Genomic DNA, 22768 nt, shown 5'->3' on the forward strand with positions numbered 1-22768 from the left:
CAACGGGTCTTCATGCCCGTCATGCCTAATGAGGTGCGTGGACGCAACCCTTCTGGTGTCGCTGTCCGGTGCCGGACCGCGGACGCTGCAGCGCTGTGCCGAGCTGGCCGAGCAACTGGATGCGCGCGGGGTGGCCCTTTCGATGCTGTTCACCCCAAGCGCCGAGGATGGGTCTCCCAGGGTCGCCGAGTGGATGCGCGAGCGCGTCCGCGGGGGCGACGCCGTGCTGCTGCACGGCTACGACCACCGGATCAGGGCCGAGTTCGCGTCGCTGCCCGCGCACGAGGCGCGGCTGCGGCTGATCGCGGCAGGCGCGGCGCTCGACAGGGCCGGGCTGCGCACCACGGCATTCGCCCCACCGCGCTGGCGGGTCTCCCGCGGCACGCTGGAGGCACTCCGCAACCACGGTTTCCGGCTGTGCGCGGACCTCTCCACCGTGCGTGACCTGACGACCGGAGAGGTGGCCCGCGCGCGGGTGCAGGGCTTCGGCAGCCAGCACCAGCGCACCGAGACCGTGCGTTGCTTCGCGCTGGTGCTGAGTGCGGCCAGGGCGGCCCGGCGCGGCGGGCTGGTGCGGCTCGGCGTCGACGCGAGGGACCTGCGCAGGCCGGGCAGGCGGCAGGCGTTCCTCGACGCCGTGGACGTGGCGCTGGAGAACGGTGCGGCGAGCCGCACCTATGTCACAGCGTTGCCCGCTCGGCTCGCGGCAGCACCCTGACCTCGGTGCCGTCCGGCGCGAGGTTGGTGAACAGGCCGTAGTGCATGGCCGGGTTGGCGAGCACGGCCTCGTGGATCGGCACGGCGAGGCGCGGTGCGACCGCCCGCAGGTAGTCGACGGCCTCGCCTGCCTTGAGCCATGGCGCGGCGGTCGGCAGGCCGAGCACGTCGATCTTCTGCTCGGGCACGAAGAACGAGTCGCCGGGGTGGTAGAAGGCGCCGTGGTCGACGATGAAGCCGACGTTCGGGATCACCGGGATGTCGGCGTGGATCGTCGCGTGCTGCCCGCCGACCACGTGCACGGCCGCGCCGCCGAGCTCGAAGGCGTCGCCGGGCTGCGCCGTCCTGGCCGGCAGGCCGAGCTTCTCGACGGTCTCCCGCGAGCCGGGATCGGTGATCAGCTTCGCGTCCGGGTTCGCCTCCAGCAGCGCGGGCAGTTTTTCGGTGTCGATGTGGTCGAAGTGCTGGTGCGTGATCAGCACGGCGTCCAGCTCCCGCTCGTTCTCGAAGCCGGAGGAGAAGGCGCCGGGGTCGATGAGGATGCGGGCGCCGTCGGTCTCCAGCAATACGCAGGAGTGTCCGAAGTGGACGATTCGCATGGTTCTCCCTCCAGTTGGCTCTCACACTACGCGGCGGTCTAGTTGGCAGATTGCCAGTAAGGGTGGTGCGTCGTACGCTGTGGCCATGACCACAGCGCAGGCAGTCGAAACGTTCGACTCGCTCAACCCGGCAACGGACGAGGTACTGGGGACCTACCCGGTGCACACCGCCGAGCAGGTCGAGGCGGCGGTCGCGAAGGCGCGGGGCGCCGCCCTCTGGTGGAACACGCTCGGCTTCTCCGGCCGTGCCGAGCGCCTCGCCAGGTGGCGCGGCAGCATGGCGCGCAGGATGGGCGAGCTGTGCGACGTGGTCAGCAAGGAGACCGGCAAGCCGGCCGGTGACGCCCAGCTGGAGATCGTGCTCGCGATCGAGCACCTCGCGTGGGCGGCCAAGAACGCGCGCAAGGTGCTCGGCTCGCAGCGCCGCGCGCCCGGCCTCCTGCTCTCCAACCAGGCGGCGACCGTCGAGTACCAACCGCTCGGCGTGGTCGGCGTGATCGGCCCGTGGAACTACCCGGTGTACACGCCGCTCGGCTCCGTCAGCTACGCGCTCGCGGCGGGCAACACGGTGGTGTTCAAGCCGAGCGAATACACGCCCGGCGTCGGCAAGTGGCTCGTCGACACGTTCGCCGAGGCCGTGCCCGAGCACCCGGTGTTGCAGCTCGTCACCGGCTTCGGGGCCACCGGGGCCGCGCTCGCGAACTCCGGCGTCGACAAGATCGCCTTCACCGGCTCCGCGGCAACCGGCAAGAAGGTGATGGCCGCCGCGGCCGAGACGCTCACCCCGGTCGTGATCGAGGCGGGAGGCAAGGACCCGCTGATCGTCGACGCCGACGCCGACCTCGAGGCCGCCGCCGACGCGACGGTGTGGGGCGCCTTCTCCAACGCCGGCCAGACCTGCGCCGGGGTCGAGCGCGTCTACGTGCACGAGCGGGTCTACGACGAGTTCGTGGCCAAGGTGGTCGACAAGGCGAAGAAGGTCGACGCCGGCACGCACTACGGCCCGATGACCATGCCGTCGCAGCTCGACGTGGTGCGCAGGCACATCGCCGACGCGCTCGCGCGCGGCGGGAGGGCGCTGGTCGGCGGCAAGGACGCCGTCGGCGACCGTTTCGTGAAGCCGACCGTGCTCGTGGACGTGCCCGAGGATTCCGCCGCCGTGCGCGAGGAGACGTTCGGGCCCACGGTGACCATCGCCAAGGTCCGCGACATGGACGAGGCGATCGAGAAGGCCAACGACTCGGTATACGGCCTCGGCTCCACCGTGTTCTCCAAGCGAAGGGGCCTTGAGCTGGCGCGGCGGCTGCGCACGGGGCAGACGGCGATCAACGCGCCGCTGTCGTTCGCCGGCATCGCGTCGCTGCCGTTCGGCGGGCTCGGCGACTCCGGTTTCGGGCGCATCCACGGTCCCGAGGGCCTGCGCGAGTTCGCGCGGCCGAAGGCGATCGCGCGGCAGCGCTTCACGGCTCCGATCGCGCTCACGACGTTCGCCCGGTCCGCCAAGACCGAGGCGCTGGTGGGCAAGCTCATCGGCAGGCTGCACGGCAGGCGCTGACGCTCACACGGCGGCCTCCACCAGCGAGCCGTCGCGCCGAACGAGGGCGGCGTAGCGCCCGTCCTCGGCCAGCAGTTCGTCGTGGGTGCCCTGCTCGGCCACCCGGCCGCCGTCGAGCACCACGATCTGGCCTGCGTCGCGGATGGTCGAGAGCCGGTGCGCGATCGTGATCGTCGTGCGGCCCGCCGACAGCGCGGTGATGGCCGCCTGCACGGCCTGCTCGGTGTGGGTGTCGAGCGCGCTGGTGGCCTCGTCGAGCACGAGGATCGGTGGGTCACGCAGGATCGTGCGGGCGATCGCGAGGCGCTGTTTCTCGCCGCCGGAGAACCGGTAGCCGCGCTCGCCGACGAGGGTGTCGTAGCCGTCGGGCAGCGCCGCGATGTGGTCGTGGATCTGCGCGGCCCTCGCCGCCTCGTGCAGCTCCTCGTCGGTCGCGTCCGGTTTGGCGAAGCGGAGGTTGTCGGCGACGGAGGCGTGCAGCAGGTAGGTCTCCTGCGACACCACACCCACCGCGCTGGCGAGCGTTTCGAAGCTCAGTTCCCGCACGTCGACGCCGTCGATCGTCACGCTGCCCTGGGTGACGGCGTAGAGCCGTGGCACGAGGTAGCTCAGCGTCGTCTTGCCGGAGCCCGTCTCGCCGACGATCGCGAGGCTGCCGCCGGGGGGAACGGCGAGGTCGACACCGGCGAGGGCCGCGTGCGTGCCGTCGTAGGAGAACCCGGCGTCGTGGAACGCGACCTCGCCACGCACCTGGCCGAGTGCGACGGGGCGCTCCGGCTCGGCGACGTCGACGGGCAGGTCGAGGTACTCGAAGATCCGCTGGAAGAGCGCGAGCGAGCTCTGCAGCTCCACGCCCGTCTGCAGCAGCGACATGGTGGGCCGGAACAGGGCCTGCTGGAGCGTCACGAAAGCGACGAGGGTGCCCAGTGACGCCATCGGCGCGCCGAACGCGGTGCTCAGCCCCGCGGCCCAGTAGAGCAGCGCGGGCAGCGCCGCCATCACGATCTGGATGGTCGACATCCGCCAGCGGCCCGCCATGCTCGACTCGACCTCCAGCCTCGCGAGCCGCCGCGACTCGTCGGCGAACTCGTCGGTCAGCGACGCCGAGCGGCCCATCGTGCGGCCGAGCAGGATGCCGCTCACCGACAGCGACTCCTGCACGCTCGACGACATCGCCGCGAGCTGCTGCTGCCTGCGCGCGGTGATCTTCTTGCGTTCGGAGCCGACGCGCCGGCTGATCCAGACGAACGCGGGCATTAGCGCGAGCGAGAACACCGTGAGCCGCCAGTCGAGCGCGAGCATCGCGACCACGGTGGCCACCACGGTCGCGACGTTGGAGACCAGCGACGTGGCGGTGGAGGTGACCGTCGCCTGCATGCCGCCGATGTCGTTGGCGATCCGGGACTGGACCTCGCCGGTGCGGGTGCGGGTGAAGAACGCGAGCGACATGCGCTGCAGACGGGCGTAGACCTGCGAGCGCAGGCCGTGCATCACCTGCTGGCCGACCGTGGTGGAGAGGTAGGTCTGCAGCACGTTGAAGACGCTGGTCGCGACGGCGACGCCGAGCATGCCCGCCACGAGCAGGGTCAGCAGGTCGACGCGCTGCTGCGGGATGGCGACGTCGAGCACCTCGCGGAGCAGGAACGGCGACGCCACGGACACCAGCGACGAGAGTGCGACGAGCAGGCCGACGACGGCGAGCCTGCCCCGGTACGGCCGGAACAGGTTCAGTATCCGGCGCACCGGCGCGTGCTCTTCCTCGGTAGACGGCATATACCGAGCATAGCTCTTAATTACCTAAGTTCACAGTTACCGAGACTCTGTTATCCTGGGCGCGTGCATGTGGACGACGGCGAGAACCGCCTCGGTGAGCTTCTGCTGCGGCTGGCCAAACGGGCAAGGGTGCGGCAGGTTGGCCGCCTCGCGCCGCTGGGTCTCACCCCGGCGCAGGCCCGTGCGCTCGGGGCGATCGGGCGCTTCGAGCAACCGCCGAGGATGGCCGAGCTGGCCGAGCTGCTCGGCGTCGTGCCCCGCGCGGTGACGCCGATCGTCGACGCGCTCGAGGAGGCCGGGCTCGTCACGCGCCAGGTCGACCCCGGCAACCGGCGCGCCACCCTGCTCGTGCTCACCGGCTCGGGCAAGCGCATGCGCACCCGGCTCCACCAAGCCCGGGCCGGCGCCGCCGAGGACCTCTTCGCCTGCCTCACCGAGGCGGAGCAGGCCACACTCCAGACGCTGCTGGAGAAGGTCTACGAGCAGACCAGGGGCGAGCACGGACCGCGACACCACGGCCGTTCGCGCGAATCACTGCCCGCCGGCGAGGCTCCCGTGCTATGAACGACGCGGCGCGCGTCCGCGTCGCTCAGCAGGGGGGAGCCCGATGAACCAACCGAATCCCGGGTGGTACCAGCAGCAGCCGTACCAGCAACAACAGCCTTATCCACAGCAGCCGTACGGCTACCCCCAGCAGCCTCCGCCCGGCTACGGCTACCCACCCGGCTACGGTCCCCAGCGGCCGAGCACCGCGATGGCGTACGTGGCGGCCGCGTTCTGCGTTCCCGCGATCGCGTTCACCTACATCGTCGCCGCGCTGTCGTGGAGCGGGCCCAGCGAGGACAACGTCGACGCGCTCGTCGCGACCCTCGGCGTGGCCTTCTCCGACGACATCACCGGCAACGTCGACTTCGCGATCTCGTTCAGCATCAGCTTCGCGTCGACCATGGCCTTGTTCGCCGTGCTGCTGTGCTTCCGGCTCGGTTTCGTGCGCTGGGTAGTCGCTGTGCTCACCGGCATCGCCGTGCTGTACTACATCTACGCGATCATCGACCTGCTCAGCAACGACGGCGGCGACTACGTCGGCATGCCGATCGTGGCGTTGCTGCTGTGGGTGATCCCGCTCGTCGGGGCCGTGCTGCCCGTGACAGGCCGGGCCATGCGCGGCGCGCGGCAGGGCCCGCCGGTCGCGCACGGTCACTGGAGCTGACCGGCACTGGGCCAAACCGGCGAATCGGTCTTCGGGACGCAACGCCGGGGAATAGTTGTACGTCCTACGTATGTATTACCCAGGTGAAGTAGCGGTATGTCGGCACGGGGCCGAGGGGTGTCGGGGGCCTCTCGGCCCCTGAGCTACGCTGAATGGGCATCGACCTGCGAAAATCTAGGAGCATCCTGTCGTGGCCCGAGTAGTCGTCGACGTCATGCCCAAACCCGAGATCCTCGACCCGCAAGGCCAGGCGGTGGCCGGAGCGCTGCCGCGCCTCGGCTTCCAGGGCGTCACCGAGGTTCGCCAGGGTAAGCACTTCGAGCTGGAGGTCGACGACTCCGTCGACGACGAGACCCTCGCGAAGATCGCGGAGGGTTTCCTCGCCAACCCGGTGATCGAGGACTGGACCGTGCGGAGGTTGGAGGCGTGAGCCCCCGCATCGGCGTCATCACCTTCCCCGGAACCCTCGACGACGTCGACGCCGCGCGCGCGGTGCGCTACGCCGACGGCGAGGCCGTGTCGCTGTGGCACGCCGACGCCGACCTCAAGGGCGTCGACGCGGTGATCGTGCCGGGCGGGTTCTCCTACGGCGACTACCTGCGCTGCGGCGCCATCGCCCGGTTCGCGCCGGTGATGGCGTCCGTGGTCGAGGCCGCCGCGAAGGGCATGCCGGTGCTGGGCATCTGCAACGGCTTCCAGATCCTGTGCGAGGCCGGTCTGCTGCCCGGCGCGCTCGTGCGCAACGAGAAGCTGCACTTCGTGTGCCGGGACCAGTGGCTGCGCGTGGAGAACAACGCGACGGCGTGGAGCACCAGGTACGACCAGGGCGCCGAGGTGCTCATCCCGCTCAAGTCCGGTGAGGGCGGGTACATGGCGAGCCAGGAGACCCTCGACCGGCTGGAGGGCGACGGCCGCGTGGTGTTCCGCTACGTCGGCGGCAACCCCAACGGCTCCCGCAACGACATCGCGGGCATCACCAGCGAGAACGGCCGTGTCGTCGGCCTCATGCCGCACCCGGAGCACGCCATCGACGCGCTCACCGGCCCCTCCGACGACGGCCTCGGCGTCGTCTTCTCGGCCCTCGACGCCCTGAAGCCCCTCGCCACCACAGCCTGACCCGTCTGCAGTGAAGGCCACCATCACTGCGTTCAACGCAGGCATGGTGGCCTTCACTGCAGTTGGTCAGAGGCCCAGGAGGGTGGGGACTTCGGCGACGCTCGGCAGTAGGTGCGTGTGGTTGACCCGGCCCAGGTCGGCGGCGGTGTAGCCGCCCGTCAGCACGCCCACCACGTACGCCGCCCCGGCGTTGGTGCCCGCCTCGAGGTCACGCGCCGTGTCGCCCGCGGCCAGCACCTTGCGCACGTCCCGCACGCCGGTGCGTTCCATGGCCCGGAAGATCATGTACGGCGCCGGGCGTCCCGCGGGCACATCGTCAACGCACACCACCGCGTCGATCACCGTTTCGTCCCAGCCCACCGTCTTGAGCAGGGCGTCCACCACCTCGCGTTCAAACCCCGTCGTCAACGCCACCTTCACTCCGGCGGCCCGCAGCGAGGCGATCGCCTCGGGTACGCCGGGCAGCGGCACGGGCGGCGTCTCCGAGTAGGCTGCGGCCAGCCGCGCGCGGAAGTCGGCGAGGCCCTGGTCCACCACGTCCGCCGACGGCACGCGGCCCGTGGACTCGGTGAGCATCGCGGTGATGGCCTCGCGCTTGCCGGCGCCCATCCACCGCTGGATGTCGTCCTTCGACGGCGCTCCGCCCGCCGCGACCACGGCCTCTTCTAGCGCGGTGTACACCGCGTTGCGTTCCTCGACGGTGGTGCCGGCGATGTCGAAGACGGCGAGTTCGATCACGAGGCTGACCTCCAGTTCCTGGCGAACGCGGGCTGCGCGCGCTGTGAGTTCTCGATGGCGAAGCTGACCAGGTCGGGCCGGTAGCGGTCGTCGGAGTACTCGACGGGCCTGCCGTCGAGCCCGCTGGCCCTGCGCCGCTCCCGCAGCAGTGGCGCGCCGACGTCGATGCCGAGCAGCTCGCTGTCGGTGGCGTCCGCGGCGACCGCGTCCATGAGGTGGCGGGCGTTGCTCATGTCGACGCCGTGCTCGCCGAGGTAGGCGTAGATGGAGCCGGAGTCGCAGTCGTAGTCGAACAGCAGGCGCCCGACGGGTTCGACGAACGTCGTGCGTTCGATCATCGTCGGCGTCTCGTCGATCAGCCGCAGGCGCAGCACCTGCACCACCGGGTCGCCCTCGCCGAGGTCGAGCTCGTCGGCGAGCTCGACCGTCGCCGGCCTGCGCGCGACCTCCAGCGTCCGCTGCCCCGGCGTGCGGCCGAGCCCGTGGACCCAGCGCGAGAACGACAGAAAAGTCTCGAACGGCTGGCTCAGCGCCTGCCTGCGCACCACCGGTGGCTTGCCCCTCCCGCCGCCGATCATGCCCTCGGCTCGCAGCGCCGTGAGCGCCTGCCGGATCGGCCCGCGCGAGGCGTTCCACTGCGCGCACAACTGCGATTCGGAGGGCACTGCGGCTCCCACTGGGAGCTCACCGGAGGAGATGCGGCGACGCAGGTCGGCGGCGATCTGCTCGTGCAGGGGAACATCCACGAGACTTGACTATACAGCTAACGTCAACCGTTAAGCCTAGATGAACAGCCACAGACGTTCTCCCTGCTCGTATTGACGGACGATGGCGGCTTGTTCGAGCGTTCTTGTCATGACAAGTTCTGCTCGCTTGCTCGGCTCCGCCGACGTCGTCGTGATCGGGGCCGGGATCGTCGGCCTCGCGCACGCCTACGCGGCCTCGGAACGCGGGCTCTCGGTGGTGGTGCTCGAGCGCGACGAGCGGGCGACCGGCGCGTCGGTGCGCAACTTCGGGCACGGCTGCGTCACCGCGCAGGACGGCCCCGCGCTCGGCTACGCGCTCTCCGCCCGCGAGCACTGGCTGCGCCTGGCCAAGGACGCCGGGTTCTGGCTCTGCGAGAGCGGCACGGTGGTGGTCGCCCGCGCCGACGACGAGTACGCGGTGCTGAACGAGTTCGCCGGGCTGCGGGGCGGGCAGGTGAAGCTGCTCGACCCGGCGGGCGTGGCGAGCCGGGTGCCGGTCGGCGACGGAGTGGTCGGGGGCGCCGTCCTGCCGCTTGACCTCCGCGTCGACCCGCGCGAGGCCGTGCACGCGATCGCGAGGCTGCTCGCCGAGCGGGGCGTGCGCTTCCACTGGGGCACCACGGCCCACGTCATCGAGCCAGGAGAGGTCGCCACGAGCAGGGGTCGCGTACGGGCCGGGCACGTCGTGGTCGCCGTCGGGCACGACGTCGACCGGCACTTCCCGGAGCTGACCGAGCGCAGCGAGGTCCAGCGCTGCTCGCTGCGGATGCTGCGGGTGGCCGACCCGCACGGCCGCGAGATCGAGCACGCGGTGCTCACGGGGCTCTCGCTGCTTCGCTACTCCGGGTTCGAGGCGTGCCCGAGCCTCGCCGCCGTCCGCGCGCGCTTCGAGGCCGAGCACCCCGACCTGCTCGCCATCGGCATGAACCTCATGCTCACGCAGCTACCCGGCGGTGACCTGACCATCGGCGACACCCACAGCTACCAGCGGACCGTCGACCCCTACCGGCGCGAGGAACTCGACGATCGCGTGCTCGCCGAGACGGCGCGCCTGCTCGGCGTCGGCGCCCTGACCGTGCGCGAGCGCTGGCGCGGCGTTTACGCCTCGGCGCCCGAACCCTTCCTCGTCGATAGCCCGGCCGAGGGTGTGCGCGTCGTCGCGGTCACCTCCGGCATCGGCATGACCACGGCACTCGGCCTCGCGCCCACGGTGCTGGACGACCTCGTTTCCTGATCCCCAAGGAGAATTCCCATGTCCTCCCGTTCCCGCTTCGTCGCGCTCGGCGCGGCGGCCCTGCTCACCCTGTCGCTCACGGCCTGCGGTTCGGACTCCGAGTCCGCCGACGCCGCGACGTGCCCCGGCGGCACGATCCGGTTCGGCGTCGAGCCCTACGAGGACCCGGCCAAGCTCACCCCCGCATACCAGGTGCTGGCGCGAGCGTTGCAGACCACTTTGGACTGCCCGGTGGAGCTGAAGGTGGTCGACGACTACTCCGCCGAGGTGCTGGCGATGCGCAACGACCAGCTGGAGATCGCGCAGTTCGGTCCGCTCGGGTACGTCTTCGCGAGCCAGCAGGCCGGCGCCGAGCCGATGGTGTCCTTCGCCGACGCGAACGGGAAGCTCACCACCTACACCGCGGGCATCTGGGTACCGAAGGACTCGCCGATCAGGACCGTCGCCGACCTGCGCGGCCGCTCCCTCGCGCTCGGCGGTGTCGGCTCCACCTCGGGTGACGCGCTGCCGCGCTACGCCCTGCGCGAAGCGGGCCTGAAGGACTCCGACGTCAAGATCGACTACGCCGGCGGGCATCCCGAGGCGCTGCTCGCGCTCACCAACGGCAAGGTGGAGGCGGCGCAGATCAACAGCCAGCAGCTGGCGACCGCCAAGGCGGAGGGCTCGTTCGACGAGTCGGAGTTCCGGCAGGTCTGGAGGTCCGAGCCGATCCCGAACGACCCGATCACCGTGCGCGGCAACCTCGACCCGGCGTTCAAGGAGCGGGTGCGCAAGGCGCTGCTGGAGCTGAGCCCTGCCGACGTCGCGAAGGTCGGCGCGTTTCTCGACGTCGACCCGCCCGGTCCGCTCGCGCGGGTCGACGAGCAGACCTACCAGCCGCTGTTCGAGCTGGCCTCCACGCTCGGCCTGTCCGAAGGGGACGTCTGAGCCATGGCGGCGCTGGAGATCAGAAGCCTCACGAAGTCGTTCGCGGGACGGCCCGTGCTCACCGGTTTCGACCTCGATGTGCGAGCGGGCGAATTCGTGGCGGTGCTCGGCGCGAACGGGTCTGGCAAGTCCACGGCGCTGCGCTGCGTGGTCGGCCTGGAGACACCGGACGCGGGCGAGATCCACACGGACGGCAGACCCGCCATGGTGTTCCAGAGGATCCACCTGGTCGGCAGGCGCACCGCACTCGACAACGTATGCGCGGGCGCGCTGGGCAGGCTGCCGCTGCACAGGTCTGCGTCGCCGCTGTTGTTCCCGCGCGAGCTGCGGGAGGAGGCGATGCGCTGCCTCGACCGCGTCGGCCTCGCCGACCGCGCCGGTGAGCGGGCGGCGCGCCTTTCCGGCGGGCAGCAGCAGCGCGTCGCGATCGCCAGAGCGCTGTGCCAGCGGCCCCGGGTGCTGCTGGCCGACGAGCCCGTGTCCGCATTGGACCCGAGCGCGGCCGACCAGGTGATCACGCTGCTCGCCGACCTCGCGAACGAGGGCCTTGCCGTGGCGGCGGTGCTGCACCAGCCGCAGCTCGCGCGCTCGGCCGACCGGATCGTCGGTTTGCTCGGCGGGCGCGTGGCGGTCGACGGGCCGCCCGAGATCGTGTCCGGTTCGGACGTCGACGCGCTCTACCTCCCGGAGAGGGCGGCCGCATGACAGTAACGACCCCCGCTCCGCCTCGGCGGCGCTGGCCGTCGCCGCTCGCGCTCGGGATCGTGGCCGCCGTGGTCGCCCTGCACGTGTTCGCGTGGAACGCCACGGGCTTCTCCCCGGCCGCGCTCGTGCAGGGCGCCGACGGCATCGTGGGCTTCTTCGCCGAGGCGCTGCCGCCGGACCTCACGTGGGACACGGTGCTGCGGCCGAGCCTGGAGGCCGCGCTGGTCACGCTCGGGATCGGGCTGCTGGGCACGACGTTCTCGGTGCCATTCGCGCTGGTGCTCGCGCTGCTCGCCGCGCGCGCGACCACGAGCGGCCCGGCCGCGTACCAGGTGGCGCGCTCCGTGCTGTCGTTCCTGCGGTCGGTGCCGGACGTGGTGTTCGCGTTGATCTTCGTGACGGCCGTTGGCCTCGGGCCGTTCGCCGGGGTGCTCGCCCTCGTGTTCCACAACACCGGCGTGCTGGGCAAGCTGTGGGCCGAGGCCATGGAGGAGACCGACCTCGGCCCGCGCGACGCGTTGCGGGTGCACGGCGCGAGCCGCGTGCAGGTCGCCGCGCACGCCGTGTTGCCGACGGCGTTGCCGCAGCTGGTCGGGCTGCTGCTCTACCGCTTCGACGTGAACGTGCGCTCGTCGCTCGTGCTGGGCCTCGTCGGCGCGGGCGGCATCGGCTTCCTGATCAACCAGTCGATCAAGCTGTTCCGCTTCGACGAGATGGTGACCCACATCCTGGTGGTGCTCGTCCTCGTGATCGTGGTGGACCAGCTCTCAGCCCTGATCCGCCGCCGCATCGGAGCCTGACCGACGCTCCCCAAGGCCACCTTTGTTGCGTTGAGCGCACCAAAGGTGGCCTTGGGTGCAGTTGGTCACTCCGCGTGGGCGGCGTGGACCAGGCGGGCGTAGGGGCCTTCGGCGGCGAGCAGTTCGGCATGGCTGCCGAGCTCGGTGACGCGGCCGTCCTCCACCACGGCCACCCGGTCGGCAGCGGCGGCCGTGTGGAGGCGGTGGGCGATCGCGATCACGGTCCGCCCCGCCAGCACGTTCGCGAGTGTCCGCTCCAGCTCCCTGGCCGACGACGTGTCCAGCAGCGACGTCGCCTCGTCGAGCACCAGTGTGTGCGGGTCGGCCAGCACCACGCGCGCCAGCGCGAGCTGCTGCGCCATCCCAGGGGGCACCGCGTGCGCTCCCGTGCCGAGCTTCGTGTCCAGCCCGTCCGGCAACGCCGCCGCCCACTCCCGCGCACCAACCGAGGCGAGCGCGTCGAGCAGCTCCTCGTCGGCCCACCCGTCGCCCGGCCGCCACCCCCCATCGAGGCGCTTCGCGCCGCTGTGCCTTCCGCCGTCGCCGGGCAGCGCCAGGTTCTCCCGCAGGGTCCCGCTGAACACGTGCTGCTCCTGCGTCAGCAACAGCACCTCGCCGCGCAGCACGTCGTCCGGCAGGGTCGACACCTCGACGCCGCCGATCGTCACCGAGCCGGCCGTCGGCGCCGCGACACCGGCGAGAAGCCTGCCCAGCGTCGACTTGCCCGCGCCGGAAGGGCCCACCACCGCGAGCCGTTGTCCACGCGGGATGCGCAGGTCGATGCCGTGCAGCACCTCGCGACCCGTCCCGTAGGCGAACCGCACGCCGCGCAGCTCGATGTCCCTGCCGCGCGGCGGCGTCCCCTGCTTCGGCTCCGGCCGCGTACGCACGCCGAGCACCCGCCGCAGCGCGGTGCCCGCGACGGCGAAGTCCTCGACCCACCAAAGCAGCTCGTCCAAAGGGGACGCCAGCGCCTGCACGTAGAGCACCATCGTGGTGATCGTGCCCAGCGCGACCAGGTCCTGCGAGTACGCCCAGCCGCCCAGCAGCAGCATCGCCGCGACGGGCAGCGCGTGCGACAGCTCAAGGAACGGCACCCACCGCAGTTGGAGCCTTCGCAGCTCGCGCTCACCGCTCAGCGCGCCCTGCAGCGCCCGCTCTCCGAGCCGGACCCTGCGCCCGATCAGCCCGAGCGCCTCGGCCGTGCGCGCGCCCTCGACGGACTCGTGCGTGCCCGACTGCACAACTGACCACGCCTCCAGCATCCGTTCGATCGCCTTCGGTGAGCGGCGCCAGTACCACCGCGTCGGGAAGAACAGCACGGGCACCGACACCAGCAGGCCAAGCGCCAGCAGCGGCGAGGTGACGATCATCGCCGTCACCGTGAGCACCACGGTGATCGCCGCGATCGTGATCTCGGGGATCGCATTGCGGGTGGCGTTGTCGATGCGCTCGATATCCGAGGTGGCCCGGCTCAGCAGGTCGCCAGTGCCGGCGGCCTCGACGGTGCCGAGCGGCAGGCGCAGCGACGCGGCGACGAACTCCTCCCGCGTCGAGGCCAGCACCCGCTCGCCCAGCACCCCGGTGCGCACACGCGCCGCCCGCTTGAGCACGGCCTGCACCAGCAGCACCGCCAGGAACGCGAGCGCCAGCAGGTCGATACCGATCGTGTCCGAGCCGCGCGCGACCTCGTCCACGAGGTAGCCGAGCAGCTGCGGCCCCGTGAGCCCGGCCATCGTGGCCAGGCCGAACAGGCCGATCGCCCACAGGAAGTCGGCCCTGTTCTCGCGGAACGTCGTCCGCGCCCAGCTCCTCGCGTCCGCCCTCGACGCGAGGGGAAGCCTCAGCTGCACCTCGTCACCACCTCGTCCGCGACCGCGGCCCAGAGCGGGCTCTGGCTGAACACCACGGTCGTCCTGCCCCGCCGCAGCGTCGCGACGCGCTCGCTGATCCGCGCCTCGGTGTGCGCGTCGACGGCCGACGTCGGCTCGTCGAGGATCAGCACGTCGGCGTCGGTCGCGAGCGCCCGCGCGAGGCTGAGCCGCTGCCGCTGCCCTCCGGAGACCTCCCGGCCCCGCTCGCCGATGCGTTCCGCGAGGCCGTCCGGCAGCGCGGCCACGATGTCGTCCGCGTCCGCCGCCCACAGCGCCGTCTCGACGGAGACGGCGCTCGGGGTGTCCGGGGCGACCTCGTCGGCGAGTACGCCGGAGAACCACAGGTCCTGGTTGTGCGCGTACACCACGCGCCCGCGCAGCTCGGCCAGCGCGACGCGCTCGACGGGCACGCCGGACAGCAGCACGGGCTGCCGGGCGTCGGTGAACCGCGCCAGCCGCGCCGCGAGGCCCTCGGCCTCCGCTCCGACGTCGACAACGGTGAGCTTGCCCGCGACCGCCGTGAACCCGCTCTCGGCGTCGTGCGGTTCGAGCGGGCCCTCCGGCAACCGCAGCGGCGCCGACGGCTCGGCCAGCAGCGGGCGCAGGCTCAGGATCCGGCACGCCTTGCGCGCGGAGACGTAGGCCGAGGCCCATACGCCCGTGCTCTCGGTGGTGGTGCTGACCGGGATCACCAGGAACGCCGAGGCCCCGTAGAACGCCACGAGCTCGCCGACGCTGATCGTTCCCGCGACGGCCAGCCGAGCGCCGAGCCAGGTGATCACCACGGTGACCAGCCCGGGCAGCAGGACCTCCGCCCCGGTGAGCCACGACTCGCTGCGCGCCACGTCGACGCCCGCCCTGCGCACGCGCTGGCTCGCCGCGCGGAAGCGGCCGAGGAACTGCCGCTCGCCGCCGATGCCACGCAGGATCCGCAGGCCGGAGACGATGTCGGAGCCGAGCGCGTTGACCGCCGACAGCTCCTCGCGCTGCGTTTCGAGCTTGCGCTGCAACGGCGCGATCAACGGCCCGATCCCCGCCACCGCCAGCGGCACGCCGACGAGCGCGACACCGCCGAGCAGCGGCGAGTACGTCAGCAGCACGATGCCGACCGTGAGGAACGCCACGATCGAGCCGACGACGCGGCCGACGACCTCGAAGCCGTAACCGATCTTGTCGATGTCGGCGGACGTGATGGCCAGCACCTCACCAGAGCTCGCCTGCTCGCGCAGCGAGGAGCCGAGCCGGGTCGCGTGCGTGGACACCAGCCGCTGTGTCGCCGAGGCGCCGTGCATCCACATTCCGGCGCCGAGGAAGTCCAGCGTGCCGCCGAAGACGGCCTGTGCCACGCCGATGCCGACCACGAGCACCGCGAGCCAGACCAGTGTGGCGGTGTCACCGCCCGCGATGCCGTCGTCGATCGCCGCTCCGACCGCGAGCGGCAGCAGCGCGCCGGGCACCAGCCACAGCGCACCGAACACCATGGCCCCGACGGCCAGCCACGGGCGGCTGCGCAGCATCGCGCGCAGCAGCCTGCCCGGCGTCAACCGCGAGGGGAGCCGGATGGGCGGTGCCGGATACGGCGTTTCGGACACGTCGCTCAACGTTACGAACGACCTGCGGCGATGGCGACCGAATTTCGCCACGCAGTTTCGCCACGCACGCCCACCACCACCACCACCCAGACGGAGGCGCTTCGCGCCGCGGTTACGCCCACCCGTCTCCCACCACCACCCAGACGGAGGCGCTCCGCGCCGCGGTTACTCTTGACGTCGTGGCCTCACCAAACGTCGACACGCCCGTCATCGACACCACCGCCCGCGCCGTCGAGACCCCGGACCTTCCGCAGCCGTACGTCGAACTCGGCCTCGCCGACGACGAGTACGCGCGGATCAAGGAGATCCTCGGTCGCAGGCCCACCGAGGCCGAGCTGGCCATGTACTCGGTGATGTGGAGCGAGCACTGCTCGTACAAGTCGTCGAAGAAGCACCTGTCCTACTTCGGCAAGACCACCACGCCCGAGATGCGCGAGAAGATGCTCGCCGGCATCGGCGAGAACGCCGGTGTGGTCGACGTCGGCGACGGCTGGGCGGTCACGTTCAAGGTCGAGAGCCACAACCACCCGTCCTATGTGGAGCCCTACCAGGGCGCGGCGACGGGCGTCGGCGGCATCGTGCGCGACATCCTCGCGATGGGCGCGCGCCCGCTCGCGGTCGCGGACCCACTGCGTTTCGGCCCCGCCGACGCGCCCGACACCCGCCGCGTGCTGCCGGGCGTCGTGGCCGGGATCGCCGGGTACGGCAACTGCCTCGGCCTGCCGAACATCGGCGGCGAGGTGGTGTTCGACGAGAGCTACGCGGGCAACCCGCTGGTGAACGCGCTGTGCGTCGGCGCGATGCGGGTCGAGGACCTGCACCTGGCGCACGCCTCCGGCAAGGGCAACAAGATCATCCTGTTCGGCGCGCGCACCGGGCTCGACGGCATCGGCGGCGTGTCCGTGCTGGCGAGCGACACGTTCTCCGGTGACGAGACGGCCGGGGGTCGCAAGAAGCTGCCGAGCGTGCAGGTGGGTGACCCGTTCACCGAGAAGGTGCTCATCGAGTGCTGCCTCGAGCTGTTCGCGAAGAAGCTCGTCGTCGGCATCCAGGACCTCGGCGGCGCCGGGCTGTCCTGCGCCACGTCCGAGCTCGCCGCCGCCGGTGACGGCGGCATGTACATCGACCTCGACCGCGTTCCGCTGCGGGCCAAGAACATGACCCCCGCCGAGATCCTCTCCAGCGAGTCGCAGGAGCGGATGTGCGCGGTGGTCGCTCCGTCCGATGTGGACGCCTTCATGGCGGTGTGCGAGAAGTGGGACGTGATCGCCACGGAGATCGGCGAGGTCACCGACGGCGACCACCTCGTCATCACGTGGCGTGGCGAGACCGTGGTCGACGTGCCGCCGCGCACCGTCGCCCACCAGGGCCCGGTGTACGACCGACCGTACGCGCGCCCCGCCGGGCAGGACACCGTGCAGGCGAACACCACCGACTCGCTCGCGCGTCCGTCCACTCCGGACGAGCTGCGCGACACGCTGCTGAAGCTCGTCTCCTCGCCGAACTTGGCCTCGAAGGAATGGGTCACCCAGCAGTACGACCGGTACGTGCGTGGCAACACCGTGCTCGCGCAGCCCTCCGACTCCGGCGTGATCCGGATCGACGAGTCGACCGGACGCGGCGTCGCCGTCGCGACCGACTGCAACAGCCGCTTCGTCTACCTCGACCCGTACGCGGGCACGCAGCTCGCGCTCGCCGAGGCGTACCGCAACGTCGCCACGAGCGGTGCCATGCCGGTGGCGGTCACCAACTGCCTCAACTTCGGCTCCCCCCGCGATCCCGGTGTGATGTGGCAGTTCGAGCGCGCCGTGCACGGCCTCGCCGACGGCTGCGCGCAGCTCGGTGTGCCGGTGACCGGCGGCAACGTGAGCTTCTACAACCAGACCGGTGACACGGCGATCCTGCCGACGCCGGTGGTCGGCGTCCTCGGCGTGATCGACGACGTGACGCGGCGCATCCCCACCGGCATCGGCAACGAGGCGGGCGAGACGCTCCTGCTGCTCGGCGACACCCACGACGAGTTCGGCGGTTCCGCGTGGGCACACGTCATCCACGGGCACCTCGGCGGGCTGCCGCCGAAGGTCGACCTCGAGCGGGAGCGGTTGCTGGCCGAGATCCTGGTCGCGGGCTCTCGCGACGGCATGATCTCCGCGGCGCACGACCTCTCCGACGGCGGGCTCGCGCAGGCGCTCGTCGAGATGGTCCTCATCGGACAGTGCGGCGCCAGGGCGATCCTGGCCGACGACCAGGACCCGTTCGTGCAGCTGTTCTCCGAGTCGGCGGGCCGCGTGCTGGTGGCCGTGCCGCGCAGCGAGGAGCTGCGGTTCACGGAGATGTGCGACGCGCGCGGGCTGCCGTGGCGCCGGGCCGGTGTCGTGGACCCCGAGGCGGGTGCGCTGGAGATCCAGGACGTCGCGACGTTCGGCCTCGACGAGCTGAGCACCGCCTGGGAAGGCACGCTGCCCGCCCTGTTCGACTAGCCCACTGGGCGCAGCTTCGTGGTGTCGTCGCGCTGCTCCTCGGCGACCCAGCCCTCCGGCGGCTCGACGTCGTCGTGGAACGTGGTGCCGCGCAGCGTGAACGCGTCGCCGAACGTGGCGTCGCGGAACCGCGCCTCGCCTCGGAAGGCGGCGTCCTTGAAGTTCGCCTCGCCGTCGAACACGGTGCCGGTGAAGTCGGCCAGCGAGTTGAAGGTCGTGCCGCTGAACCACGCCCGGTCGCGGAACGTCGTGCCCGCGCAGCGGAAGCGGCCGGAGAGCCTGCCGGTGCCCGTGGCCGCGGCGGTGAACCACACGGGCCCGGTGAACACGCAGTCGCTGAGGTTCGTGCTGCTGTGCAGGTACGTGTAGCGCAGGATCACGCTGCCCATGCGGCGGCCGGAGAGGTCGAGGTACTCCAGCGCGGCACCGGTGAGGTCGAGGTCGTAGCTGGGGCGCTCGGTGTCGTCGCGCACCGGCAGGAGGTCGTGGATCAGCCGTTGCGCGGTGAGCCGGACCTGCAGCTCGCGCTCGGCCTCGGGATCCTCGGGGTTCGGAGTCTTGCCGAAGCGTGGGTGCGTGAACGGCCTGCGCAGGTAGGCGCACAGCACGTCGAGCACCGTCTGCGTGTAGCCTGCCCGGCTGCGCGCGAGCCCCGCGAGCGCGTGCATCGCACCCACCCTGACTTGGTCGGCCTCGTTGCCGAGCAGCTCGACGGAGCGGGCGAAGCGCTCGTCGGAGATGCGGTTGGTCTCCAGGTCGTGACGGCGTCGTTCGATGTCCTGGCGTGCCTCCTCGACGCGGCGGCGCCGGTCGTTGAGCCACAGCGCATAGAGCGCCACCACCGACGCACCGGCCAGCCCGCCGGTGCGGAGCGCGTCGCTGCGGGACGTCCTGCTGTCGGTGAGCAGCCACAGGCTGATGCCGAGCAGCAGCGCGACCGCGATCGCGATGGTGCCGAACAAGGGAGACCGGAACGCCGAGCGCAGCCGTTTCATGGCAAGGAATCTAGGCGATCAAGCTCCTCGCCGTGGGCACGATGGGCCAACAGCAACGCACCGGCGCTCACCGCGGCGAGCAGCGCCGAGCCCACGAACACCGGGGTGTAGCCGAAGCCGGCGACCGCGACCCCGGCCAGCGCGGGTCCCGCCGCCCGCGCACCGACGACGAAGGCGGCCAGCACGCCGTTGATCCGGGCGTACTCTCCTGGCCCGTAGTAGTCGGCGACGAGCGTGCCGCGCAACAGCTCGGCCAGCCCGTAACCGAGCCCGAAGAGCACCACGAACACGATGATCGACACGGTCGCCGCGGTTCCGTGCCCGGAGGTGGTCAGCGGCAGCGCGATGGCGACGCCCTGCGCGGCGAAGAGCGCCGCTCCCGCCCTGTGCTCGGGAACCCAGCGCCGTAGCGCGGTCACCAGCACCCGGCCGGTCACCTGGAACAGCCCCACGCCACCGGCCGCGAGCGTCGCGAGTCCCAGCGGGTAGCCGCGCTCGGTCAGGTAGGCGACCAGCACCACTGTCACGGCCAGCTTCGCCGCGGTGCCGCACACGAAGCACACGGTCAGCCTGCGGAACGACGCGCTGCGCAGCACCGCTTGCCGGGGCGGTGCCGGCGCGGCCTCCCTCGGCGGCGGCGGTTCGTCGGAGCCGTCGGGGTGCAGGCCGAGGTCGGCGGGATGCCTGCGCAGCAGGAGGCCGTGGACCGGCAGCGTCACCACGGCGGTGATCACCGCGAGCGCCAGCAGGGCGTCGCGCCAGCCGAGCCACGAGACGAGCACGCCCGTGAGCGGAACGAACACGGCGCTGGCGAGCCCGCCGAAGATCGTGAGCACCAGCACCGCGCGGGCACGATCTCGCGCGAACCACACCGCCGTCACCGCGAACGCGGGTTCGTACAGGGTCGTCGCCATCGCGAATCCGCCGAGCACGAAGACGACGAAGAACATCGGCAGAGAGTCCACCTGCGACCAGCCGAGGAGCATGAGCACCGCGCCCGCGCTGCCCACGGTCATCACGCCCCTCGGCCCCCGCGTCTGCAGCACCCGCCCCACCGGCATCGCGAGCAGGCCCGACACCACCACGCCCGTCGCGTAGACCGCGTTGAGCCAGCCCACCGACCAGCCCAGCTCCTCGCGCATCGGAACCACGAACACCGAGAACGCGTACACGAGCACGCCCCACGACACCAGCTCGGTGGCACTCAGCCCACCGACCTGGACCCACCCGTAGAACGGCCTGCGCCCGCCACGACGCCCGCGCTCCGCCTTGTCAGACACCGCGCCGATCCCCGCTCGCGACGGAAAGATCCATCAGAGGGGGCCAAGGCTTCGTTGCAGCAGCACGGTGTCCAGCCACTTCCCGTGCTTGTGGCCGACGCGCCGCAGCCTGCCCGCCTCGGTGAAGCCGCGTTTGCCGTGCAGGGCGAGCGATGCCTCCTCGCCAGAGTCGGCGACCACGGCGATGACCTCGCGGATGTCCGCCGCCGCGCAGCGGGCCAGCAGCTCGTCCAGCAGTGCGCCGCCGATGCCGCGGCCGTGGGCCCACGGCGCGAGATAGATCGAGTCCTCCACGGTCTGCCGGTAGGCGGGCCGGGTCTTCCACGGCGTGCAGTACGCGTACCCGGCGACCGCGCCCTCGTGCTCGGCGACCAGGAACGGCAGGCCCGCGGTGGTGACCGAGGTGAAGCGCCGCTGCCACTCCTCGGCGTCCGGCGCCTCGAGCTCGAAGGTGGCGACGCTGCCGGTGACGTAGTGGGCGTAGATCTCGGCGATCGCGGCCAGATCGGTTGTGACCGCGTCCCGGACCACCCTGGATTGCACTATAGAAGAATTGGTCACTACTATAGTGTAGGTGGATTTGGGCGCACTTGGCCAGCGCATTCAAGGGCTTCGCCGCGAGCGGAGCATGACGCTGCAGGAACTCGCCGAGCACTCCGGTGTCAGCGTCAGCATGCTGTCCGCGGTCGAGCGGGGTGACAAGGCGCCCACCGTGGTGGTGCTCGACCGCATCGCGGGCGGGCTCGGCGTGCGGCTCTCGGTGCTCGTCTCCGAACCCGAGGCCGAGCGCGTGATCGTGCGCAGGGTCGCCGAGCAGGACGTGGTCGACGAGCCGGGCGGATGGCAGCGCACCATCCTCACCCCGGTGGTGCCCGGTGTGAACTTCGAGTGGATCCGATCCACGCTGCCGCCGGGCTGCACACCCGGGAGCTACCCGGCCTACGCGCCGGGCTCGCACGAGTTCATCTTCGTGGAGTCGGGCTCCGTCGAACTGACGATCGACGGCGAGCGCACGGTCGCACTCAGCGAGGGCGACTCGATCTACCTGGCCGCCGACGTGACACTCGAGTACGCGAATCGCTCCGCCGAACCGTGCACCTACTACGTCGCCGCCCTGATCATGCGCCCGCGTGACGCCGGCACCCGCTTCACGACGTGAAAGAGGCCGGTCCCCGCGCGGGGACCGGCCTCTTCGGAGCCGTTCGTCAGAGGAAGATCAGGCTGACGCACCAGCCGGTGCCGTCGAAGTTGTCTGCGTTGATCGAGCCGTCGATCGTCTCCCCGTCGATCGTGCCGGTGAGCTTGGACTCGACGTAGTACTGCGACCCCTCGGCCGGGCCCGCGCTCAGGTTGGTGTCGCCCTGGGTGGCCCTCTCGATGTCGTACTCGTTGAGGCTCATCGAGTCGGCGCACATCACGGCCTCGGCGCCGGCCTTGTCACCGTTGTTGAGCGCGTCGACGAACTCGCCGATCACGGGGTCGGCGTCGGCGACCGCGCTGTCCCCGCTCGCGATGCCGGTCGAGTCGGTGGAGTCAGTGGAGCCGGTGGAGTCCGACGACGAGCCGCCCTCGTCCATCGAGACGCTCGCCCAGCACCACTTGTCGCCGTTCTTGGTGAGCTCGGCGCTCGCGGGGTAGGTCGACCCGGCCGCGGTGATCGTCGCCGTCGCCGTCGCCGAGTTGCCGTTCTCGGTCACGTCGCCCAGCTTGGCGCTCTCCACCTGGCTGACGTAGCTGATGACCTCGTCGATGTCGGCCTCGGCGTCGGCGCACTTCATGCCGGAGAGCGCCGCGCTGTCCTGGTTGTTCAGGCCGTCGATGATCTGCTGCGCGAACGCGCGGGCGCCGCCGTCTTCCTGCTGGCTGTTGCCGGAGGCGTTGGTGTTGCCGCCCTCCTCGTCGTCACTCAGCAGGAAGCCCGGCGCGACGAACGCCGTGATCACGAACGCGATCACCACCACGGCCGCCGCGGAGAGCCCGACGATCAGGCCGGTCTTCTTCTTCGGCGGCTGCGGGCCGTAGCCGCCGCCACCCGGGTAGCCGTATCCCTGCTGGGGGTAGCCCTGCTGCTGGTACCCACCCTGCTGCGGGTAGCCCTGCTGCGGGAACGAGCCCGACTGCGGATAGCCGCCTTGCTGGGGGTAGCCGCCGCTCTGTGGGTAACCGCCCTGCTGCTGGTAGCCGCCCTGCCCGTACGGATCGGGCTGCTGGCCATAGGGCTGCCCGGGCTGAGGTGGATACGTCATGGGCCAAACCTTCCGTCGCTGCGGCGCCCCCAGTGGTGCGCTCCGGTTCTCGGACGCGCTGCCGGAAGGTGTGGTTCCCCCAGGTCATGCGTTCGATCAGAGCGCATTGTGCCTGGTGATCCTTCTCCGCGCACCAGGAGGCTCCCGATCCGTCGCGGGATCGGGAGCCTCACCGGTGTCA

General features: G+C 71.3%; 22 protein-coding genes. 12 read left to right on the top strand and 10 right to left on the bottom strand.

Going from position 1 to position 22768, the window contains the following annotated elements; translation table 11 throughout:
- Positions 1–28: 28 nt before the first annotated feature.
- The gene (locus DI005_RS31560; RefSeq protein WP_112265434.1) at positions 29–718 is read left to right on the top strand and encodes a DUF2334 domain-containing protein; all 690 of its coding nucleotides are present in this window, start codon (positions 29–31) and stop codon (positions 716–718) included.
- Here DI005_RS31560 and DI005_RS31565 read toward each other — a convergent pair.
- Positions 681–1316 (bottom strand): MBL fold metallo-hydrolase, encoded by a 636-nt coding sequence (locus DI005_RS31565; RefSeq protein ID WP_113644535.1) that lies wholly within the window; start codon positions 1314–1316, stop codon positions 681–683. The two genes, DI005_RS31560 and DI005_RS31565, sit on opposite strands and share 38 nt — an antisense overlap.
- Before the next feature lie 85 nt (positions 1317–1401).
- Between DI005_RS31565 and DI005_RS31570 the strand changes: the two genes are divergently transcribed.
- A complete protein-coding gene (locus tag DI005_RS31570; RefSeq protein ID WP_113644536.1) occupies positions 1402–2871 on the top strand; it encodes an aldehyde dehydrogenase family protein in 1470 nt (489 codons plus the stop codon).
- A 3-nt stretch (positions 2872–2874) separates the two neighbouring features.
- Here DI005_RS31570 and DI005_RS31575 read toward each other — a convergent pair whose 3' ends face one another.
- Positions 2875–4644: an ABC transporter ATP-binding protein gene (locus DI005_RS31575; protein ID WP_113644537.1), complete on the bottom strand. Its 1770-nt coding sequence runs from the start codon at positions 4642–4644 to the stop codon at positions 2875–2877.
- 63 nt (positions 4645–4707) lie between these two features.
- Here DI005_RS31575 and DI005_RS31580 point away from each other — a divergent pair, with 63 nt between their 5' ends.
- The 4 genes from DI005_RS31580 (at position 4708) to purQ (ending at position 6970) form a co-directional block, all read left to right on the top strand.
- Positions 4708–5208 carry a MarR family winged helix-turn-helix transcriptional regulator gene (locus DI005_RS31580; RefSeq protein WP_228713533.1) on the top strand — a complete coding sequence of 167 codons (501 nt, stop codon included), beginning with the start codon at positions 4708–4710 and terminating at the stop codon, positions 5206–5208.
- A 43-nt stretch (positions 5209–5251) separates the two neighbouring features.
- The gene (locus tag DI005_RS31585) at positions 5252–5854 is read left to right on the top strand and encodes a hypothetical protein (RefSeq protein WP_112265424.1); all 603 of its coding nucleotides are present in this window, start codon (positions 5252–5254) and stop codon (positions 5852–5854) included.
- A gap of 190 nt (positions 5855–6044) precedes the next feature.
- Positions 6045–6284, top strand: coding sequence for a phosphoribosylformylglycinamidine synthase subunit PurS (purS, locus tag DI005_RS31590; protein WP_112265422.1), 240 nt, complete (start codon positions 6045–6047; stop codon positions 6282–6284).
- On the top strand, positions 6281–6970 hold the full coding sequence (gene purQ, locus DI005_RS31595; RefSeq protein ID WP_113644538.1) for a phosphoribosylformylglycinamidine synthase subunit PurQ: 690 nt from the start codon (positions 6281–6283) through the stop codon (positions 6968–6970). Before purS ends, purQ begins: the two co-directional genes overlap by 4 nt.
- Positions 6971–7036: 66 nt before the next feature.
- Here purQ and DI005_RS31600 read toward each other — a convergent pair whose 3' ends face one another.
- Both DI005_RS31600 and DI005_RS31605 read right to left on the bottom strand, forming a co-directional pair.
- Positions 7037–7708, bottom strand: coding sequence for a phosphonatase-like hydrolase (locus DI005_RS31600; protein ID WP_112265419.1), 672 nt, complete (start codon positions 7706–7708; stop codon positions 7037–7039).
- On the bottom strand, positions 7705–8454 hold the full coding sequence (locus DI005_RS31605) for a GntR family transcriptional regulator (protein WP_113644539.1): 750 nt from the start codon (positions 8452–8454) through the stop codon (positions 7705–7707). The genes DI005_RS31600 and DI005_RS31605 overlap by 4 nt, the downstream gene beginning before the upstream one ends.
- A gap of 109 nt (positions 8455–8563) precedes the next feature.
- On the opposite strand from DI005_RS31605, the gene DI005_RS31610 reads away from it, so the two are divergent.
- From DI005_RS31610 to phnE, 4 genes are read left to right on the top strand one after another with little or no spacing between them, the layout of a single operon-like run.
- On the top strand, positions 8564–9688 hold the full coding sequence (locus tag DI005_RS31610) for a TIGR03364 family FAD-dependent oxidoreductase (protein ID WP_113644540.1): 1125 nt from the start codon (positions 8564–8566) through the stop codon (positions 9686–9688).
- 18 nt (positions 9689–9706) lie between these two features.
- Positions 9707–10615, top strand: a complete 909-nt coding sequence (locus DI005_RS31615; protein WP_113644541.1) for a phosphate/phosphite/phosphonate ABC transporter substrate-binding protein — start codon at positions 9707–9709, stop codon at positions 10613–10615.
- Positions 10616–10618: 3 nt separating this feature from the next.
- Positions 10619–11320 (top strand): phosphonate ABC transporter ATP-binding protein, encoded by a 702-nt coding sequence (locus DI005_RS31620; protein WP_112265412.1) that lies wholly within the window; start codon positions 10619–10621, stop codon positions 11318–11320.
- Positions 11317–12120 (top strand): phosphonate ABC transporter, permease protein PhnE, encoded by an 804-nt coding sequence (phnE, locus tag DI005_RS31625; RefSeq protein WP_113644542.1) that lies wholly within the window; start codon positions 11317–11319, stop codon positions 12118–12120. The genes DI005_RS31620 and phnE overlap by 4 nt, the downstream gene beginning before the upstream one ends.
- A gap of 65 nt (positions 12121–12185) precedes the next feature.
- On the opposite strand, the gene DI005_RS31630 is transcribed toward phnE, so the two are convergent.
- Together DI005_RS31630 and DI005_RS31635 are read right to left on the bottom strand one after the other, a co-directional pair.
- Positions 12186–13973 carry an ABC transporter ATP-binding protein gene (locus DI005_RS31630; RefSeq protein WP_113644543.1) on the bottom strand — a complete coding sequence of 596 codons (1788 nt, stop codon included), beginning with the start codon at positions 13971–13973 and terminating at the stop codon, positions 12186–12188.
- Positions 13964–15511 carry an ABC transporter ATP-binding protein gene (locus DI005_RS31635; RefSeq protein ID WP_113644608.1) on the bottom strand — a complete coding sequence of 516 codons (1548 nt, stop codon included), beginning with the start codon at positions 15509–15511 and terminating at the stop codon, positions 13964–13966. Before DI005_RS31635 ends, DI005_RS31630 begins: the two co-directional genes overlap by 10 nt.
- Before the next feature lie 254 nt (positions 15512–15765).
- Between DI005_RS31635 and purL the strand changes: the two genes are divergently transcribed.
- On the top strand, positions 15766–18066 hold the full coding sequence (gene purL, locus DI005_RS31640) for a phosphoribosylformylglycinamidine synthase subunit PurL (RefSeq protein ID WP_113644544.1): 2301 nt from the start codon (positions 15766–15768) through the stop codon (positions 18064–18066).
- Here the strand turns inward: purL and DI005_RS31645 are convergent.
- From DI005_RS31645 to DI005_RS31655, 3 genes are read right to left on the bottom strand one after another with little or no spacing between them, the layout of a single operon-like run.
- Positions 18063–19061 (bottom strand): pentapeptide repeat-containing protein, encoded by a 999-nt coding sequence (locus DI005_RS31645; protein ID WP_112265404.1) that lies wholly within the window; start codon positions 19059–19061, stop codon positions 18063–18065. The genes purL and DI005_RS31645 overlap by 4 nt on opposite strands.
- Positions 19058–20341 carry an MFS transporter gene (locus DI005_RS31650; protein ID WP_113644545.1) on the bottom strand — a complete coding sequence of 428 codons (1284 nt, stop codon included), beginning with the start codon at positions 20339–20341 and terminating at the stop codon, positions 19058–19060. Before DI005_RS31650 ends, DI005_RS31645 begins: the two co-directional genes overlap by 4 nt.
- A gap of 33 nt (positions 20342–20374) precedes the next feature.
- Positions 20375–20872, bottom strand: coding sequence for a GNAT family N-acetyltransferase (locus DI005_RS31655; protein WP_228713531.1), 498 nt, complete (start codon positions 20870–20872; stop codon positions 20375–20377).
- Between the two features lie 43 nt (positions 20873–20915).
- Between DI005_RS31655 and DI005_RS31660 the strand changes: the two genes are divergently transcribed.
- On the top strand, positions 20916–21500 hold the full coding sequence (locus DI005_RS31660; protein ID WP_113644546.1) for a helix-turn-helix domain-containing protein: 585 nt from the start codon (positions 20916–20918) through the stop codon (positions 21498–21500).
- 46 nt (positions 21501–21546) lie between these two features.
- Here DI005_RS31660 and DI005_RS38755 read toward each other — a convergent pair whose 3' ends face one another.
- Positions 21547–22587 (bottom strand): hypothetical protein, encoded by a 1041-nt coding sequence (locus DI005_RS38755; protein WP_170200487.1) that lies wholly within the window; start codon positions 22585–22587, stop codon positions 21547–21549.
- Between the last annotated feature and the right edge of the window lie 181 nt (positions 22588–22768).

The sequence above is a fragment of the Prauserella sp. PE36 genome (genome assembly GCF_003311655.1).
In the GTDB taxonomy this organism is placed as follows: domain Bacteria; phylum Actinomycetota; class Actinomycetes; order Mycobacteriales; family Pseudonocardiaceae; genus Prauserella_A; species Prauserella_A endophytica.

Excerpts from the sequence above, each read along its gene's own strand:
- DI005_RS31585 (WP_112265424.1), top strand. The coding sequence starts at position 5,252 with ATGAACCAACCGAATCCCGGGTGGTACCAGCAGCAGCCGTACCAGCAA.
- DI005_RS31645 (WP_112265404.1), bottom strand. The coding sequence starts at position 19,061 with ATGAAACGGCTGCGCTCGGCGTTCCGGTCTCCCTTGTTCGGCACCATC.
- DI005_RS31570 (WP_113644536.1), top strand. The coding sequence starts at position 1,402 with ATGACCACAGCGCAGGCAGTCGAAACGTTCGACTCGCTCAACCCGGCA.
- DI005_RS31560 (WP_112265434.1), top strand. The coding sequence starts at position 29 with ATGAGGTGCGTGGACGCAACCCTTCTGGTGTCGCTGTCCGGTGCCGGA.
- DI005_RS31575 (WP_113644537.1), bottom strand. The coding sequence starts at position 4,644 with ATGCCGTCTACCGAGGAAGAGCACGCGCCGGTGCGCCGGATACTGAAC.
- DI005_RS31610 (WP_113644540.1), top strand. The coding sequence starts at position 8,564 with ATGACAAGTTCTGCTCGCTTGCTCGGCTCCGCCGACGTCGTCGTGATC.
- DI005_RS31620 (WP_112265412.1), top strand. The coding sequence starts at position 10,619 with ATGGCGGCGCTGGAGATCAGAAGCCTCACGAAGTCGTTCGCGGGACGG.
- DI005_RS31615 (WP_113644541.1), top strand. The coding sequence starts at position 9,707 with ATGTCCTCCCGTTCCCGCTTCGTCGCGCTCGGCGCGGCGGCCCTGCTC.
- DI005_RS31565 (WP_113644535.1), bottom strand. The coding sequence starts at position 1,316 with ATGCGAATCGTCCACTTCGGACACTCCTGCGTATTGCTGGAGACCGAC.
- DI005_RS38755 (WP_170200487.1), bottom strand. The coding sequence starts at position 22,587 with ATGACGTATCCACCTCAGCCCGGGCAGCCCTATGGCCAGCAGCCCGAT.
- phnE (WP_113644542.1), top strand. The coding sequence starts at position 11,317 with ATGACAGTAACGACCCCCGCTCCGCCTCGGCGGCGCTGGCCGTCGCCG.
- DI005_RS31635 (WP_113644608.1), bottom strand. The coding sequence starts at position 15,511 with ATGCTGCGCAGCCGCCCGTGGCTGGCCGTCGGGGCCATGGTGTTCGGT.